15 protein-coding genes and 1 pseudogene are annotated in these 16,202 nt (G+C 72.6%); 7 read left to right on the top strand and 9 right to left on the bottom strand.

Going from position 1 to position 16,202, the window contains the following annotated elements:
• Positions 1–20 precede the first annotated feature (20 nt).
• The 5 genes from QRX60_RS46640 to QRX60_RS46620 are packed head-to-tail and all read right to left on the bottom strand — an operon-like array spanning position 21 to position 7,245.
• Positions 21–1,232 carry a VWA domain-containing protein gene (locus tag QRX60_RS46640; RefSeq protein WP_285997876.1) on the bottom strand — a complete coding sequence of 404 codons (1,212 nt, stop codon included), beginning with the start codon at positions 1,230–1,232 and terminating at the stop codon, positions 21–23.
• Positions 1,229–3,448, bottom strand: coding sequence for a DUF5682 family protein (locus QRX60_RS46635; protein ID WP_285997875.1), 2,220 nt, complete (start codon positions 3,446–3,448; stop codon positions 1,229–1,231). Before QRX60_RS46635 ends, QRX60_RS46640 begins: the two co-directional genes overlap by 4 nt.
• On the bottom strand, positions 3,409–4,494 hold the full coding sequence (locus QRX60_RS46630) for an ATP-binding protein (RefSeq protein ID WP_285997874.1): 1,086 nt from the start codon (positions 4,492–4,494) through the stop codon (positions 3,409–3,411). The genes QRX60_RS46635 and QRX60_RS46630 overlap by 40 nt, the downstream gene beginning before the upstream one ends.
• Positions 4,491–5,876, bottom strand: a complete 1,386-nt coding sequence (locus tag QRX60_RS46625; RefSeq protein ID WP_285997873.1) for a DUF5691 domain-containing protein — start codon at positions 5,874–5,876, stop codon at positions 4,491–4,493. The genes QRX60_RS46630 and QRX60_RS46625 overlap by 4 nt, the downstream gene beginning before the upstream one ends.
• Before the next feature lie 49 nt (positions 5,877–5,925).
• Positions 5,926–7,245, bottom strand: a complete 1,320-nt coding sequence (locus QRX60_RS46620) for an SWIM zinc finger family protein (protein ID WP_285997872.1) — start codon at positions 7,243–7,245, stop codon at positions 5,926–5,928.
• A 135-nt stretch (positions 7,246–7,380) separates the two neighbouring features.
• Between QRX60_RS46620 and QRX60_RS46615 the strand changes: the two genes are divergently transcribed.
• Together QRX60_RS46615 and QRX60_RS46610 are read left to right on the top strand one after the other, a co-directional pair.
• Positions 7,381–7,887, top strand: coding sequence for a PadR family transcriptional regulator (locus tag QRX60_RS46615; RefSeq protein ID WP_332845809.1), 507 nt, complete (start codon positions 7,381–7,383; stop codon positions 7,885–7,887).
• Positions 7,887–8,486, top strand: a complete 600-nt coding sequence (locus QRX60_RS46610) for a GyrI-like domain-containing protein (protein WP_285997870.1) — start codon at positions 7,887–7,889, stop codon at positions 8,484–8,486. The genes QRX60_RS46615 and QRX60_RS46610 overlap by 1 nt, the downstream gene beginning before the upstream one ends.
• Here the strand turns inward: QRX60_RS46610 and QRX60_RS46605 are convergent.
• From QRX60_RS46605 to QRX60_RS46595, 3 genes are all read right to left on the bottom strand, one after another.
• A complete protein-coding gene (locus QRX60_RS46605) occupies positions 8,471–8,734 on the bottom strand; it encodes a hypothetical protein (protein WP_285997869.1) in 264 nt (87 codons plus the stop codon). The genes QRX60_RS46610 and QRX60_RS46605 overlap by 16 nt on opposite strands.
• Positions 8,734–10,800: an AMP-binding protein gene (locus tag QRX60_RS46600; protein ID WP_285997868.1), complete on the bottom strand. Its 2,067-nt coding sequence runs from the start codon at positions 10,798–10,800 to the stop codon at positions 8,734–8,736. Before QRX60_RS46600 ends, QRX60_RS46605 begins: the two co-directional genes overlap by 1 nt.
• Before the next feature lie 277 nt (positions 10,801–11,077).
• Positions 11,078–12,028 (bottom strand): helix-turn-helix transcriptional regulator, encoded by a 951-nt coding sequence (locus tag QRX60_RS46595; RefSeq protein ID WP_285997867.1) that lies wholly within the window; start codon positions 12,026–12,028, stop codon positions 11,078–11,080.
• Between the two features lie 84 nt (positions 12,029–12,112).
• Between QRX60_RS46595 and QRX60_RS46590 the strand changes: the two genes are divergently transcribed.
• Positions 12,113–12,505, top strand: coding sequence for a VOC family protein (locus QRX60_RS46590; protein WP_285997866.1), 393 nt, complete (start codon positions 12,113–12,115; stop codon positions 12,503–12,505).
• On the opposite strand, the gene QRX60_RS46585 is transcribed toward QRX60_RS46590, so the two are convergent.
• On the bottom strand, positions 12,459–12,899 hold the full coding sequence (locus QRX60_RS46585; RefSeq protein WP_285997865.1) for a DarP family protein: 441 nt from the start codon (positions 12,897–12,899) through the stop codon (positions 12,459–12,461). The two genes, QRX60_RS46590 and QRX60_RS46585, sit on opposite strands and share 47 nt — an antisense overlap.
• Positions 12,900–12,956: 57 nt before the next feature.
• Here QRX60_RS46585 and QRX60_RS51750 point away from each other — a divergent pair.
• The 4 genes and pseudogenes from QRX60_RS51750 to QRX60_RS46560 all read left to right on the top strand — a co-directional run bounded on the left by QRX60_RS51750 (position 12,957) and on the right by QRX60_RS46560 (position 16,202).
• Positions 12,957–13,839, top strand: a pseudogene (locus QRX60_RS51750) (DUF5753 domain-containing protein).
• Entirely contained in the window at positions 13,832–14,020 is a 189-nt protein-coding gene (locus tag QRX60_RS46570) for a DUF397 domain-containing protein (RefSeq protein WP_285997863.1), read from the top strand. Before QRX60_RS51750 ends, QRX60_RS46570 begins: the two are co-directional and overlap by 8 nt.
• Before the next feature lie 49 nt (positions 14,021–14,069).
• The gene (locus tag QRX60_RS46565; protein WP_285997862.1) at positions 14,070–14,819 is read left to right on the top strand and encodes a 3-hydroxybutyrate dehydrogenase; all 750 of its coding nucleotides are present in this window, start codon (positions 14,070–14,072) and stop codon (positions 14,817–14,819) included.
• 54 nt (positions 14,820–14,873) lie between these two features.
• A complete protein-coding gene (locus tag QRX60_RS46560; RefSeq protein WP_285997861.1) occupies positions 14,874–16,202 on the top strand; it encodes an MFS transporter in 1,329 nt (442 codons plus the stop codon).

Raw genomic sequence — 16,202 nt, 5'->3', positions numbered from 1 at the left:
GGTCGGTTTCATTCCGCAACTCAGCTGGTCTCCCGGGCCACCCAGGCCTGCAGGTCGTCACCGCGGATCGCCGCCGCCATCAGCTCCGGGAACTGGTCCGGGGTGCACGCGAAGGCCGGGACGCCCAGCTCCACCAGCGCTGCCGCGTTCTCGTGGTCGTACGACGGCGCGCCCGAGTCGGACAGGGCCAGCAGCGTCACCACCTGGACTCCCGCGCCGACCAGCTCGGTGATCCGGTGCAGCAGCTCGTCCTCGTCGCCGCCCTCGTACAGGTCGCTGATCAGCACCAGCAGCGTCTGCTCGGGCCGGCCGACCAGGCCCTGGCAGTAGGCGATCGCCCGGTTGATGTCCGTGCCGCCGCCCAGCTGGGTGCCGAACAGCACGTCGACCGGGTCGGCGAGGTGCTCGGTCAGGTCCGCGACCTCGGTGTCGAACGCGACGAACGACGTCCGCAGCGCCCGCATCGACGCCAGCACCGCACCGAACAGCCCCGAATACACCACCGACTCCGCCATCGACCCCGACTGGTCCACGGCCAGGATGACGTCGCGCTGCACCGCCTGCTGCCGCCGGCCGTACCCGACCAGCTGCTCCGGCACGATCGTGCCCAGCTCGGGGGAGTAGTGCTTGAGGTTCCGGTGGATCGTGCGCGCCCAGTCGACGTCGCCGGGCCGGGGCCGGTGCGTGCGCGACGCCTTGTCCAGCGCACCCTTGATCGCCGCGCGCGTGCGCTCGGCGAGCCGCTCCTCCAGCTCCTCGACCACCTTGCGGACGACCTCGCGCGCGGTCTCCTTGGTCTCCTCGGGCAGCACGCCGTTCAGCGAGAGCAGCGTCCCGACCAGGTGCACGTCCGGCTCGACCGCCGAGAGCAGTTCCTTCTCCAGCAGCATCCGGGTCAGCCCCAGCCGGTCGACGGCGTCGCGCTGCATCACCTGCACGACGGTGCTGGGGAAGTAGCGCCGGATGTCACCCAGCCACCGCGCGACCCGCGGCGCCGACGCGCCCAGGTTCGCGCTGCGCGGCCCGCCCGCCGCCTCCTCGTCCGGCTTGTCGTAGAGGGCGGCCAGCACCGCGTCGACCCCACTGTCCTCATCGGACAGTTCGGTGTCGGCCAGCCCCGACCCGGGACCCGCGCCCTCGGCGCCCAGGACCAGCCGCCAGCGCCGCGTGCGCTCGGTGGCGGTGCTCCCCGCCGCCTCCGCGGGCGGAAGTGCGTCGGCGGTACTCGTCATGCCCCCACCCCCAGCAGCGTCGCGAGGACGGGCAGCACGCGCTCGGCCCGGTCCTCGTCCAGTTCTTCGGCCATCGCCACGACCCGCGCGGTGCCGGTGAGCCCGGCCGCGCGCTGCCCGATCGCCCGCTTCTCCGGTCCGCTGAACGCGCCGAAGGTACGGCGCAGCAACGGAAGCACCTCGGTGAAGACGTCGTCGTGGATCGCCGCGAGCCACGCGTCGATCACCCGCAGCAGGCCTTCGTCGTGCACCAGCAGCAACGCGCCGCCGTCGAAGAAGCCCTCGACGTACGCCGCGCCCGCCGACGGCGCGATGCCCGGCGTGAGCGCCCGGCCCAGCCGGAGTTCGACGTCCAGCGCGTCGAGCAGCCCGGCGTCGTGCAGGATCCGGGTGAGCCGGCCGGCCAGCAGCGGCGGCAGCGACGGCCGCTCGGCCAGCCGCGCCAGCGCCGCGAGCCAGCGCTCCTTCGGGTCGTCGCCCAGCAAGGACGTCGCGTCGTGCACCCCGTCGACGAGCTGGGCCATCCGGGCCGCGGCGTCGTCGTCGATCCCGTGCGTGGCCGGCGGCAGCCCGGCGCAGATCCGGTCGAGCATGCGGTCGGCGACCGCACGCAACGCGCCCGTGTCGGTGCCGCGCACGTTGCCGTACCGGGTCGCCCTGGCCAGTGCGGGCAGCGCCGACATGAGCCGGGCGACGTCCGCGTCCGCCGCCGCCCGCGCGTCGAGCGCCGCCAGCGCTTCGGGCAGCGCCTCCGGCAGGTCGGCGAGCAGGCAGTTCTCGACGGCCGTGGTCACCTCGTCCAGCGGGGGCGTGCCCTCGACGGTGTCGCGGACCGCGGCGGTTGCCGCCGACGGCACGGTGGTGCCGTGCACCGCGGCCGCGACCAGGTCGACCTCGAACGCCGGTTCCCAGCACAGCGCCCAGGTCTCCCGGAACGTGCCCTTGTTCCGCCGCGCCGACGCCTCCCGGCTGCCCCACTCGATGCCGAGGATCCGCAGGCGGTGCAGCAGCTTCGAGCGGTCGAGCCCGCCGGGCGTGCGCAGGTCGAGGTCGAGCTCCTTGACGACCGGGTCCTTCTTGAGCCGCAGGCGTTTCGCCGTCGCGGTCAGGTCCGCGGCCAGCGGCGGCTGCGGCACCCGGTCGGGCACCTCCCCGAGCCGTTCGCCGACGACCAGCCGCCGCGTGACCAGCTCGACCTGCACCTCGTCCCCGCCGCAGAGCACGGACCGGGTGGCTTCGGTGACCTCGGCCAGCCCGGCCGACGACCGCCCGCGCAGCGTGGCCAGGGTCTCGGACAGCCGGACCGCCTCGATGACGTGCGCGGTCGAGACGGGCAGGTCCTCCTGCCGCAGCACCGCCGCGACGCCGGTCAGCCAGCGCGCGGTGACGTCCTCGGCCGTGGTGAAGAGGTGGTGGTACCAGCCCGGCGACCGCACGCCCGCGCCGTAGCCGCTGGCCGTCGCGAGGCGCCCGTGGGTCCACGGAACCCAGGTGCACGCGACCTTCCGCTTCGGCAGTCCTTTGAGGACGGTCTGGTCGTGGGCCGCCGGCGGCAGCGGGTCGGTCAGTGCGGGCACGTGCCAGGCCCCGCAGACGACGGCGATGTTCTCGAAGCCGTCTTTGCGGGTGCGGCGCAGCACCGAGCGCATGTAGGCCTCGCGCCGGGCTTCGGTGCCGCGCGGCGGTTCTTCGTCTTCCCGCAACGCGGTCATCGCCTCGGCGATCACGTCGAACGGGTTCTCGTCGCCGCGCCGCGACTCGACGACGTCGTCCCACCAGCGTTCCGGGTCGTCGTAGCCGCCGGCCGAGGCCAGCGCGGCCAGCGGGTCGCCGGGCGGCCCGCCGTGCTCGTCCGGCCCCGCGGCGAACGTGTTCGCGGCCGGGAGGTCGCAGAACCGCACCGGAATCCCGGCCTCACGCGCGTACGCGAGCGCCTGCCACTCCGGGCTGAAGACGGCGAACGGCCAGAAGGCGGCCCGTGAGACGTCGTCGGTCGCGTACGCCAGCAGCGCGACCGGCGGCGCCATGGCCGGGTCTTCGGTCAGCTCGACCAGGGCGTCGGCTTCGGGTGGACCTTCGATCAGCACGACGTCGGGTTCGAGCTCGGCGAGCCGCGTCGCCACGGCCCGGGCCGAACCCGGGCCGTGGTGGCGGATGCCGAGCAGGTGGGTCGAGGTCACGAAATCTCCTGGCCCGCCCGGTAGAAGTCGGCCCATCCGTCGCGCTCGCGGACGACCGTCTCGAGGTACTCGATCCAGATCGCGCGGTCGGCCACCGGATCCTTGACCACCGCGCCGTGGATGCCGGCCGCGATGTCGTGCGGGCGCAGCACGCCGTCGCCGAAGTGGGTGGCCAGGGCGAGGCCGCCGGTCAGCACGCTGATCGCCTCGGCCGTCGAGAGCGTGCCGGACGGGGACTTCACCGCCGTGCGGCCGTCTTCGGTGCGGCCCGACCGCAGCTCGCGGAACACCGTGACCACCCGACGGATCTCGGCCAGCTCGGCGGCTTCCACCGGCAGGTGCAGCGACGTGCCCAGCTCCGCGACCCGGCGGCTGACGATCTCGACCTCCGCGTCGGCGCTGTCCGGCAGCGGCAGCACCACGGTGTTGAACCGCCGCCGCAGCGCGCTCGACAGCTCGTTGACGCCCTTGTCGCGGTTGTTCGCCGTCGCGATCAGGTTGAAGCCCGGCCGCGCCTGGATCTCGGTGCCCAGCTCGGGGATGGGCAGTGTCTTCTCGGACAGGATCGTGATCAGCGAGTCCTGGACGTCGGCCGGGATGCGGGTCAGCTCCTCGAGCCGGGCGAGCTTGCCGTCCCGCATCGCGTGCAGCAGCGGGCTTTCGACGAGCGCCGCGGCGCTGGGGCCCTCGGCGATCAGCCGGGCGTAGTTCCAGCCGTAGCGGATGGACTCCTCCGACGTGCCCGCGGTGCCCTGCACCAGCAGCGTCGAGTCCCCGCTGATCGCGGCGGAGAGGTGCTCGGACACCCACGTCTTCGCCGTGCCGGGCACGCCGAGCAGCAGCAGCGCGCGATCGGTGGCCAGCGTCGCGACGGCGACCTCGATCAGCCGCCGCGGCCCGACGTACTTCGGCGTGATCACGGTGCCGTCGGCCAGGGTGCCGCCGAGCAGGTACTCGACGACCGCCCACGGCGAGAGGTTCCAGTTGGGCGGCTTGGCCCGCTCGTCGGAGGCGGCCAGCGCGGCCAGCTCGGCGGCGTGGTCCTGTTCGGCGTGCGGCCGGAGGACGGTGGCGGCGGTCATGCGAGCTCCTCGTACATTTCGCGGCGGAAGTTCAGCGTTTCGGTGAGCGCCCGGCGCCACGGCCCGGCGTCCATGGTCAGGCGGGTGGTGGCCAGCGGGTGGCGCAGGCACGCGGCGGGGACCGCGCGGGCGATCACGACGGCGGCGTGGGAGACCAGGCGGTGGTCGTCCTGGCGGGCGATCCAGTCGAGCAGGGCGGTGCCGAGCTCCTTCGTCCACGGCCGGGGCAGCTCGTGCACCAGCCGCGCGAACGACTCGACGGGCAGCCGGCTCACCAGGTGCCCCACGGTGGCGGCCTGGCTCCCCGGGCTCAGGACGCCGAGCAGGGGCGGGGTGGTGCGCCCACCGGGGTCGGCGCCGATCAGCGCCTGTGCCCAGGTTTCGTCGCGCTGGCGCAGGGCCGCGGTGGCCCAGGAGTCGCGCAGCACGCCCGCCGGGCAGCCCTCGACGGTCATCCGCACGACTTCGGCCGGCGGGCCGAACTCGGTCCAGAAGGTCAGGGGAGCGGCGGCGGCGAGGGTGCGCAGCCGGACGGTGCCTTCGCCTCGTTCGCCCTGGGGGACGGAGACTTCGAGCACCCGGCCCTTCCGCCGGACGAGGGGGCGCAGCCGGTCGGCCATGGTCTCGCCGTAGCGGGTGCCGGGCAGCCGGCCGAGCAGGTCGGCGGCCCGCTCGCGGACGGCGGCCGCGCGATCGGAGAGGGCGGCCTCGAGGAAGGCTTCGTCCTCGGCGCTCACGTGCCCGGCGAGCACGCCGAGGAAGTCCGAGCGGACGTCGGCGGGTTCACTCTTCCAGGAGCCTCGGAGGGCTTCGCGGGCGGCGCCGGGATCGTCGGCGAGCTTGGTGGCGAGCCAGCGGCGGCGCTGGGCGAGGCTGCCGTACTGCCAGACGTCCCCGGACTCTTCGGGGGGCGCGGAAAGGAAGGCCCAGTCGGGGTTCCGCTGCCCGAGCCAGGCCCCGACCGGCCCGGCGACGGCGACGAGCGGCCCCCGCAGGGCTGCCTTGCTGCGGGCGGCTTCGGCGAGCAGGGGGAGGGTTTCGGGCGGGACGCGGTAGTCCGTGCCGGCGACGATGCCCAGCCACTCCAGGAGAAGGTCGGGATGGCTGGCGGCGAGCAGCCGGGCCAGCCGTTCCCGGGCCAGGGGCGGGACGAAGGGCCGCTCGTCGATGGCGGCGACGGGCAGGGGGCGGACGTCGGTCAGGGCACGCCGGCCGGCTCGCCGGTAGGTGGTGAGGACGGCCGCGGCGGCCAGGAGCTGTCCGGCGGGGTCGGGGTGGTCCGCGACGAGGTCCTGGACCGCGCGGGGCTGGGTGGCGGGGTCGAGGGTGCGCCGGCGGGTGCCGAGGAGCGCGGTGCCGACGAGGTCTTCCCAGGCTTTCACGGTCGCACCTCCTGTTCGTGATCGTGGTTCGGGGCGAGGAAACCGGGAGTCACAGCCGCACCGCCCGGTCCTCCTGCCAGCACATCAGCGGCCGCAGCCCCGACTGGCTCCACTCGCCCGCCACCGTCAGCGGCCTGCCCGCGGACATCGCGAGCAACGACCACGGGAACGCGTACGGCACCAGCGGCAGCGCGGTCCCGTCCTTTTCGGACAGACACCACCCGCCCGCGTGCTCCGCGGGCGTCACCCCGGAAAGCAGCACCGGCCAGCGCTCCAGCCACGGGTCCGCCGCCATCGCCCGCGAGTACGCCGCCAGCGCGTCCGAGATCGAACCGCCCTCGGCGGCCGGGGCCGGCAACGGGATGCCGCGCTCGGCCACCAGCGCTCGCAGGGGCGCCGCGCCCGGGTAGAACGCCAGCTCCGCCGTCAAGAAGTGCCCGGGTGGCAACGACGCGTCCAGCGGCCGGCCGGGTGGCGCGAACGACAGCACCAGCGCGTCCCGGCCCGTGCGCCGCCCGCGCAGCCACGTGCGGCGCGTGAGCAACCGGTCGTTCTCCTCGTCGGCCGCGCCCGCGATCAGCCACTCGTCGGACACGCGCTCGCCGCTCTCGAGCACCCGGGCGGTCTCCACCGAAAACCCCAGCCGCGTCCGGACGGTTTCCGCCAGCGGACCCGGCAGTGAATCCAGCCGGGTCGCCGCGTCCCCGAGCAGGTACAGCATCGACAGCTCGCCGAGCAGCGCCTCCGGCCAGTCGCGGCGGCCGACGATCGCCGCCGCCCGCCGCAGTCCGCCCGCCAGGCCGGGCGCCTGGGCGTCCACCATCCGCGCGGCCACCGTGCGCAGCTCCTCACCGCCGCTGCGCTCGAATCCGGCGAAACCCGCGCCGACCCGGTCGGTCAGCCAGATCTTCAGCTCCGCGACGCCGCCTTCGACGCGCGCGGCGCGTTCCCCGGCGCGCCGCGCGGCCGCTTCCTCGTCCTTCGGCCCGGCCGCCTCCGCGCGTTTTTCCGCCCGCTGGGCGCGGTCGGCGCGTTCGGCCAGCCAGGAGTGCACCCAGTCGGGTGCCGGACCGGTGTCGACCTGCCCGGCCGCCCACGACAGCAACAGCCCGAGCGCGTGCTTGCAGGGGAACTTCCGGCTGGGACAGGAACACCGGAACGCGGGCTCGGCGAGCTCGACGCACGTCTGGTACGGCTTCTTGCCGCTGCCCTGGCAGAAGCCCCACACGGCATCCTCGGACGCTCCCGCGCCCGACCACTTCGCCGGCGCGGCCAGCGCCCGGCCCGCCTTCTCCGAAGCGGGATCCGGCGCGAGCCCGGCCACGCGTTCCGCGGTCCACGGCACCGCCGTCACCACCTGTCCCCCCACTGGTTTCCTTTGCCGTCCGGTCGAATTCCCCAGGCTAGTGGCCCGGGGAGGCTTACCCGGTGAAGCATGCCAGCACCCACCGACATTTTCCGGCGACCTTGACGAGCCGCCGTATTCTAGCTCTAGAATATGGAAGTGCTGACCGACGCGGAACTGACGGTGCTCGGCCTCGTGGTCGAGCGGCCGAGACACGGCTACGAGCTGGACGAGGTCGTCTCGGCACGCGGCATGCGCGAGTGGACCGCCCTCGGTTTCAGCTCGATCTACTACGTGCTCGGCAAACTGCGCGACCGCGGCCTGGTCGCCGAGGTCGCGGGGGAGCGGGCGCACGCCAAGGCCAAGAAGACCTACACGGCGACGGAGGCGGGCCGGCGTGCGTGCGCGGCGGCCGCGGAGGCGGCCGTCGCCGAGCTGCGCCCGGTGCACCCGCCGCTGCTGGTCGGGCTGGCCAACAGCCCGGCGATCCCGCCCGATCGGCTCGCCGCGGCGCTGGCCCGGCGCGCCGAAGCGGTCGAGGAGCGGCTGGCCGAAGTCCGCCGCGCGGCCGCGGTCGAGGCCCCGCCGTTCGTCCGGGCGATCTTCGACTACTCCCTCGCTCAGCTCGAAGCCGAAGCCGCCTGGCTGGCCGGAAGGACGATCTGATGCCCTACGACGTCAAGAAAGACCTCAAGCAGCTGTACGCGCCGAAGAACACCGACTGGGCGCTCGTCGACGTGCCCGGGCAGCAGTTCCTCGCGATCGACGGCCGCGGCAACCCGAACACGGCCGAGAGCTACCGGAAGGCCGTCGAAGCCCTGTACGCCTTCGCGTACACGATCAAGATGACGGCGAAGCAAGCCGGCGAAGACTTCGTCGTCGGGCCGCTGGAAGGTCTGTGGTGGGCCGAGGACTACACCGCGTTCACCGTGCGGGCCAAGGACTCCTGGCGGTGGACGATGCTCATCTGCCAGCCCGCGTGGATCGGCGAGGACGCCGTCGAGCAAGCCCGGGAATCGGTGCGGCGCAAGAAGAAGATCGACGCGCCGGTCCGGCTGGAGAAGCTGCACGAGGGCCGGTGCGCGCAGGCGCTGCACATCGGCTCGTACGACGACGAAGGTCCGCTCCTGGCCCGCCTGCACGGCGAATTCCTCGACCGGCACGGACTGAAGCCGGCCGGCCTGCACCACGAGGTCTACCTCGGCGACCCGCGGCGCGTGGAACCGGCGAAGCTCAGGACCGTGCTGCGTCAGCCGGTGGGCTGATCGAGCTCGGCGAGGCCGCTTTCCCACCGTTCCCGCCGTTGCGCGGACGTCTGCTCCCACCACGGCTCGCCGCGTTCGCCCAGCGCCACCTTCGCCAGCTGGGTGCGCGCGCGGTCCTGCACCCGCCGGGCCGCCATCAGGTGCTTCTGCAGCCGGTCGCGGACGGTGTCCGCGATCTGCGGGTCCGTCGCGCGCCGGCGACGCCCGTCCACGACGATGTAGCGGCCGTCGGGGGTGTGTTCGGGCATCAGTAGTCGGAGGCCACGGGCCAGGTGTCGTCGTGCAGCAGGCGCTTGAGGATCTTGCCCGTCGCGTTGCGCGGCAGGTCGGGCACGAAGTACACGTCGCGCGGCACGGCGAACCGGGCCAGCCGCTGGTGGATGTAGGCCCGGATGTCCTCGGCGTGCAGCGAGGCGCCGCGGCGCGGGACGACGTACGCCGCGAGGCGCTGGCCCCACTCCGCGTCCGCCACGCCGACCACCGCCGCGTCGTGCACGCCGGGCAGTGCCACCAGCGCTTCTTCGACCGGACGGGGGAACACGTTCTCGCCGCCGGACACGATCATCTCGTCGGCGCGGCCGGTGACGAACAGGCGGCCCGCCGCGTCGAGGTAGCCGACGTCGCCGGTGGCCATCAGGTCCGCCGCGCGCGCCGGGTCCTTGCCGTTCGTGTAGCCGTCGAACAACATGTCGTTGCCGACGAAGATCTGGCCCTCGCCGCCCGGCGGGACGGGCTTGCGGTCCTCGTCGAGGATCGCGACGCGCGTGCCGAGCGGGCAGCGGCCGGCCGTGGTCGGCGCCGCGCGCAGGTCGGCCGGGTCGGCGATGCTCGCCCAGGACACCTCGGTCGAGCCGTAGAAGTTGTAGAGGACGTCGCCGAAGGTGTCCATGAACTGGCTCACGAACGCCCCGGACATCGCCGAGCCGCTGCTCGCGACGATCCGCAGCGACGACAGGTCGTAGCGCGCCCGCACCCGCTCGGGCAGGTCCATGATCCGCTGCAGCATGATCGGCACGGCGAACAGCGCGTCGCACTTCTGCTCGGCGACCGCCCGCAGCGTCTCTTCGGCGTCGAACTTGCGGATCAGCGCGAGCGACGCCCGCAGCGCCATGCCGAGCTGCATCGCGGCCAGGCCCCAGCTGTGGAACAGCGGCGCCGCGACGAGGATCCGGTCGCCGGCGCGCAGGGGAATCCGGTCGAGGATCGCCGCGGCCGTCCCCATGCCCTTCGGCGTGGGGCGCCGCGCGCCTTTCGGCGTGCCGGAGGTCCCGGACGTGAGCACGACCACGCGGCCCGGCCGGTCGACCGGCTTGGGCGGGTCGGCGGGCGCGGCGTGGATCAGCTCGTCGACGGTCGGGTAGCCGGTTTCGGCGTCCGGCCAGGTGCTGATCCGGGCGAACTCGCCCGGGACGTTCGCGATGGTCTGCGCGAACTCGTCGTCGGCCAGCACGGCGGCCGGCCGGTGCTCGGCGAGCACCTCCTTGACCGAGGCCGCGGACAGGCCGGTGTTCAGCAGCACGACGTCCGCGCCGAGCTTGCTGGCGGCGACGAACGACTCGACCATCGCGGCGTGGTTGCGGCACATCAGCGCGATCCGGTCGCGTTCGCCGACACCGAGCTCGCTCAGCCCGTTCGCGAGCCGGTCGCTGCGCTCCTGGACCTGCCGGAAGGTGCGGAGGCTGCGCTCGTCGTGCAGGGCGGGCTCGTCGGGGACGCGGGCCGCGGCGGCCTGGTAGCCGCCGGCGATGGTGGCGCCCCACTGGGCGAGGGAGTTGAGCTGGCGGGCGATCTTGTCCGGGCGGCCCGCGCTGATGACCCCGGCGCGCAGCAGGACGCTCGTGGTGCGCAGCTTGGTGGCCTTGTTGCCGTCACGGTCGGCGTCGGGATCGGACTGCCCGGCCAGGTACAGGTCGAGGCGCCGCGCGAGGGCGCGGACGTCCTTCTTCACCGACGACACCAGATCCAGGTACGACGGCGGCAGCATCATCCGGACGAACAGCTCGGTCTTGCCGCCGGCCAAGGGTCTCAGCTCGAGGGAGACCCACGTGCCCTCGTCGGGGACGCCGCACCACACGACGTGCTCGCCCGGCCGGTACACGACGGCCTGCACCTGTGCCTCGATCATCCGCCCGCGCTCGGGGACGATCCGGACGAAGCCCCTGGGCCCCCGCCCGCGGGCGGCGTGCTCGTGGACCTCGCAGCCGGCGATCTCGGGCACGAACCTCGAGTACCACTCCGGCGATCCGACGATCTGCCACACCACGTCCGGCGTGTGCCGGACCACCGCACTCGCCTCGACCACATCGTCACGCATCTTGGTCTGCCCTCACCGAAGTGTCGCCGAACGCACGTTCAGGTCACGGAGGCGTCACAGTAACAGCAAACGGGTGATCCCGGATACTCCGAACGGCCAGATACCGGTGAGTAACGGTCACTCGTAGTGGGTCTTCCTACTGTCTACAGTGGAGTGATTAACGCCGTTCACCGAGCATAACGGGTGAGCGGGTTCGATCAAAGGCGCGCGAGTTCGATCTTCGCGGACTTCGGACCTTCGCTTTCGGCGAGCACGCGGCGGAAGGCGGCGACGGTGGTCATTCGCGACATCCGGGTGCATACCGGGCAATCAGCTCGGAACCCAGGCGGGCCAGCTCGGCCTTCACGGAGTCCGGGCGTTCGACCTCGACGAGGGCGCCCCAGCCCGCCAGCTCCTGGGCGATCATGATCGGCGCGGGGGCGGCGACGCGGGCGCGTACCCGGCCGTCCGGCAGCTCCGCGACCCGTTCGCAGTGCCGGCCGAACCGGTCGCGCAGCACGCCGAAGTGGCGGCGGTCGAGCACCACGTCCGCGGTGAGCAGTGACCGTCGCTTCTCCACTTCCTCGACGACCTCGTCCCACACCGCGGCCAGCTCCAGATCGGACGGCCGGTCGGCCGCCTCCGCGGTCACGTCCGCCGCGACGATCCGGTCCACCCGGAACGTCCGGCGGCCCTTCGCGGTCCCCGCGACCAGGTACCAGACGTCGTCCTTGTCGACCAGGCCCCAGGGGTCCACGAGCCGTTCCGTCTTCTCGCGTCCGGCGTAGGTGAGCCGGACGCGGCGGCGCGCGATGACGGCGTCCCGCAGCAGCGAAACCAGCGGCGGCCGGTCCTTCACCCGCTCGCCCCAGCCCGCCTGGTCGACGAGCACCGCCTCCGCGGCCGCCGAGGCGTCCGCGCGGAACGTGCCCGGCAGGGCGCCCATCAGCTTCCGCAGGGCGGACTTGACCTCCGGGGCCGCCGCGGCGGCCGGGCCGGCCAGGAGGAACAGGGCCTGCGCCTCGCTCGCGGTCAGGCCGGACAGGTCCGTGCGGGCGCCCCCGACCAGCTGCCACCCGCCGCCGCGGCCCGGCTGCGGGTAGACGGGCACCCCCGCCGTCGAGAGCGCTTCGAGGTCGCGGCGGGCCGTCGCGACGGAGATCTCCAGCTCCGCCGCCAGCTCGGCGGCCGTGACGCGGCCGCGGGTCTGCATCAGCAGGAGGGTGGCCACGAGACGGTCGGCACGCATGGGAGAAGTCTCGCAAACAAAGTGCTCATTCGGTGCGCACTTCAAGTCCGCATGATGGCTCCACACCGCTTGAGAGGAGCAGACATGCTGCGAGGAATGGCCACCGTCTCCTACTTCGCCGACGACCACGCGGCCGCACAGGCCTGGTACACCGAGTTCCTGGGGATCGAGCCGTACTTCCACCGGCCCGGGTACGCCGAGTTCAGGATCGGCGACCACCAGCACGAACTCGGCCTCATCGACCGCAGGTACGTCCCGGCGAGCCGGGGCGGGGCGAGCGGCGAGATCGTCTACTGGCACGTCGACGACCTCGAGGCCACCGTCGCGCGCCTGCACGAGCTGGGCGCGAAGGAGCACGAGCCGATCACCGAGCGGGGGCCCGGGTTCGTGACCGCGTCGGTCGTCGACCCGTTCGGCAACGTCCTCGGCGTCATGACGAACGCGCACTACCTGGCGGTGCTGAAGGAACGCTCATGAGCCGGTAGGCCTCCTTGACGCACTTGTCGCACCGCTCGTGCCGGACGGTCTTCTCGGCCGGATCGGTGCCGTAGAACGGGAAGCAGCCCGCGCCGCAGCTCGCGAAGTAGATGAGGCCGAGCCGGACCTCGCCGCGGCCTACGTAGTGCGCGAGCCGGCGGCGCGGATCCGGCCCGCACTCGGGGATCCAGCCGTGGGCGGGCAGGCGGGCGGCGGCGATCTCGTCGAGCACGCCGGCCCGGCCGATCAGGTCGGCGCCGAGGCAGGCGAGCCGCTCGCCGAGGTCGCGCATGCCGTCCGCGCGCAGGGGTGGGCCGGCGAGCCAGGAGACGTCGCCGGGGAGGGTTTCGGTCAGGTCGCGCAGCCGGGTCAGGAGGGCGTGGTCCGGGTCCATGACCGGCAGGAAACCTGACGCGGATTTGTGACACCAGCCGAAGCGGGGACGCCGGGAATGTCGGACCCCGGTGACAGAATGCGGTCATGGCGACACCCTTCGCCACACCCCGGGCGAGAGCGCTCGGCTTCGGGCTGCGCGCGTGCCGGACGGCCCGGGACCTCGGGTGCGGGAGCTCGCGAGGTTGATCGGGGTGCACGCGCAGGAGTTGTCCAACTGGGAGAACGGAAGCGGATCCCCAAGGTGGAGCAGGTGGCTCTGTTGTTGGGGGTGCTGGTGGTCGAGCCGGGGGAGCGCGCTCGGCTGCTGGAACTGGCCAAGAACGCGCGCGAGCCGAGCTGGCTGGAGAAGCGAGTGCCCGGGGTTGCGGCGAATGTCTCGAACTATGCCGAGCATGAGCGCACGGCGGAGGCGATCTTCGACTGGGAGCCGGCGGTGATTCCCGGACTTTTCCAGACTCCTGCTTATGTGCGCGCGGTCATGGGGGGCGCGAGGTCTTCAACCGGGGCAAATCGAGCGGGTGGTCCAGTCGCGGCTGGCGCGGCGCAGTGCGCTGACGAGGCACGACCCGCTCGATTACCACGTGTTGGTGGGCGAAATCGCCGTGCGGGCGGAGGTAGGCGGCGCGCACGTAATGGCCGAGCAGTTGCGGCACCTGCTGAAGGCTGCCGTGCGTAGGAACATCAAGCTTCAGGTGATGCCGGTGCCGGTCGGGCCCGCCGATGGCCCGTCCCACAACTTCGCGGTACTCGACTTCGCGACCCTGCCGTCGATCGTTTTCGTCGAACTCCACCACGCGAGCGCCTACCTCTACGATGACGATCAGGTGGCCAGTTACCGCGCGGCGGCGAAAACCATGGCGGCATCGGCGATGGACGAGGGAGAGAGCGCCCGGTTCATCGGGGAGGTGATCGCCGAACTCGGAGGCTCTGGTGAGTGAGTGGCGAACCTCCCGCTATTCGGAGCGGGAGAACTGCGTCGAAGTGGCGCTCGGACCTGCGGCAAAAATCCGCGACACCAAGGACCGCTCGGGCGGCACCCTCGAAATCTCCACCCGATCGTGGGGCGCCTTCCTGATCATCGTGTGTGCTTCCGCGCCACAGGATCTTCGCGAGCTGTAGCTCCCGCACACATAGCCCGGGACCCGGGTCACGCTTACCGTTCCCGTCCATGACCAGCGATCTGGACGGGCGTACCGCCCTCGTCACCGGCGGGGCCGGCGGTATCGGCCTGGCCTGCGTCCGCGCCCTCGCGGCGGCCGGGGCCAAGGTACACGTCGTCGACGTCGACGCGGCCAACGCCGAAGCCGTCGCCACCGAGGTCGGGGGGTGGGCGCACGCCGCCGACCTCACCGATCCCACGACCATCGGCACCCTGCCCGCCGAGGTCGACATCCTGGTCAACAACGCCGGGATCCAGCACGTCGCGCCGCTCGAAGACTTCCCGCCGGACGTGTTCACCCGCATCCAGGCGCTGATGGTCACCGCTCCCTTCCTGCTCATCCGGCACACGCTTCCGTCGATGTACGCCAGGGGCTTCGGCCGGATCGTCAACATGTCGAGCGTCCACGGGCTTCGCGCTTCCGCCTTCAAATCCGCGTACGTCGCCGCCAAGCACGGTCTCGAAGGTCTCTCCAAGGTCGCCGCCCTCGAAGGCGCCGAACACGGCGTCACGAGCAACTGCGTGAACCCCGGATACGTCCGCACCCCCCTCGTCGACGGCCAGATCGAGGCGCAGGCCGCCGAGCACGACATCCCGCGCGAGGACGTCGTCGCCGAGGTCCTCCTCAAGCGCGCCGCCATCAAGAAGCTCATCGAAGCCGACGACGTCGCTTCCCTGGTGACGTGGCTGTGCTCGCCGCACGCCGGCCACGTCACCGGGGCTTCCATCCCGCTCGACGGCGGCTGGACCGCCGCGTAAAGCCGCCCAGAACCTGCTCAGAACCCGCTCAACCACAAGGAAGTGGAGCCCGCAGTGAGCCAACCCCACCGGTCGGCGATCGCCAAGATCGTCGGCGCGAGCCTGATCGGCACCACCATCGAGTGGTACGACTTCTTCCTCTACACCTCGGCCGCCGCGCTGGTGTTCAACAAGCTGTTCTTCCCGACGGCGAACCCGCTCACCGGCACGCTGCTGGCGTTCCTGACCTACGCCGTCGGGTTCCTCGCCCGCCCGGTCGGCGGCCTGGTCTTCGGCCACTACGGCGACCGGCTCGGCCGCAAGAAGCTCCTGATCGTCAGCCTGGTGCTGATGGGCGGCTCGACCTGCCTGATGGGCGTGCTGCCGACGTACGCCGCCGCGGGCGTCGCGGCTCCGTTGCTGCTGACGCTGCTTCGCCTCGTCCAGGGCTTCGCGCTCGGCGGTGAGTGGGGCGGGGCCGTCCTGATCGTCTCCGAACACGGCGACGACCGCCGTCGCGGCTTCTGGGCGAGCTGGCCGCAGTGCGGCGCGCCCGGCGGCAACCTCCTCGCGACCGCCGTGCTGGCGATCCTGTCCGCGACGCAGTCCGACGCGACGTTCATGTCGTGGGGCTGGCGCGTCCCGTTCCTGCTCTCGGGCGTGCTGCTGCTGATCGGGCTGTGGATCCGGCTGGCCGTCGCCGAGTCGCCGGTGTTCCTGGCCGCCCAGCAGCAGGCCGACAAGCGGGCCGACAAGCACGTCCCGGTCGTCGAGGTCTTCCGCAACAGCTGGCGCCAGGTGCTGATCACGATCGGCGCCCGGATGGCCGAGAACGTCTCCTACTACGTGCTGACCGCGTTCATCCTCGTGTACGTCACGACCGGGCTGCACCTGCCGAAGGGCCTCGGCCTGAGCGCGGTGCTGATCGGCTCGGCCGTGCACTTCGTGGCCATCCCGCTGTGGGGCGCCCTGTCCGACCGCGTCGGCCGCCGTCCGGTGTACCTGTTCGGCGCGATCGGGATGGCCTTGTGGGGCTTCGCGTTCTTCGCGCTGCTGGACACGAAGTCGTCGGCGGTGATCGTGCTGGCCACGACCGTCGGGCTGGTGCTGCACGGCGCGATGTACGGCCCGCAGGCCGCGTTCTTCGCCGAGCAGTTCCCGACCCGGGTGCGCTACACCGGGCTGTCGGTCGGCGGCCAGCTGTCGTCGATCGCCGCGGGCGCCGTCGCCCCGCTGATCGCCGTGGCGCTGTTCTCGGCCTGGGGGAGCACGGTGCCGGTGTCGCTGTACGTCGCGGCGATGTGCCTGATCACGGTGGTCGCCCTGCTCGCGGCCCGCGAGACGCGCGGGGAGTCGCTGCACGGCGAGGACGTCGAGGCGGAGACGGCGGCCGTTTCGCCCTAG

Source organism: Amycolatopsis mongoliensis, assembly GCF_030285665.1.
GTDB classification, from domain to species: Bacteria; Actinomycetota; Actinomycetes; order Mycobacteriales; family Pseudonocardiaceae; genus Amycolatopsis; species Amycolatopsis mongoliensis.
The sequence above is the reverse complement of the archived record's forward strand: the minus strand, read 5'-3'. Positions and strand labels throughout refer to the sequence as shown.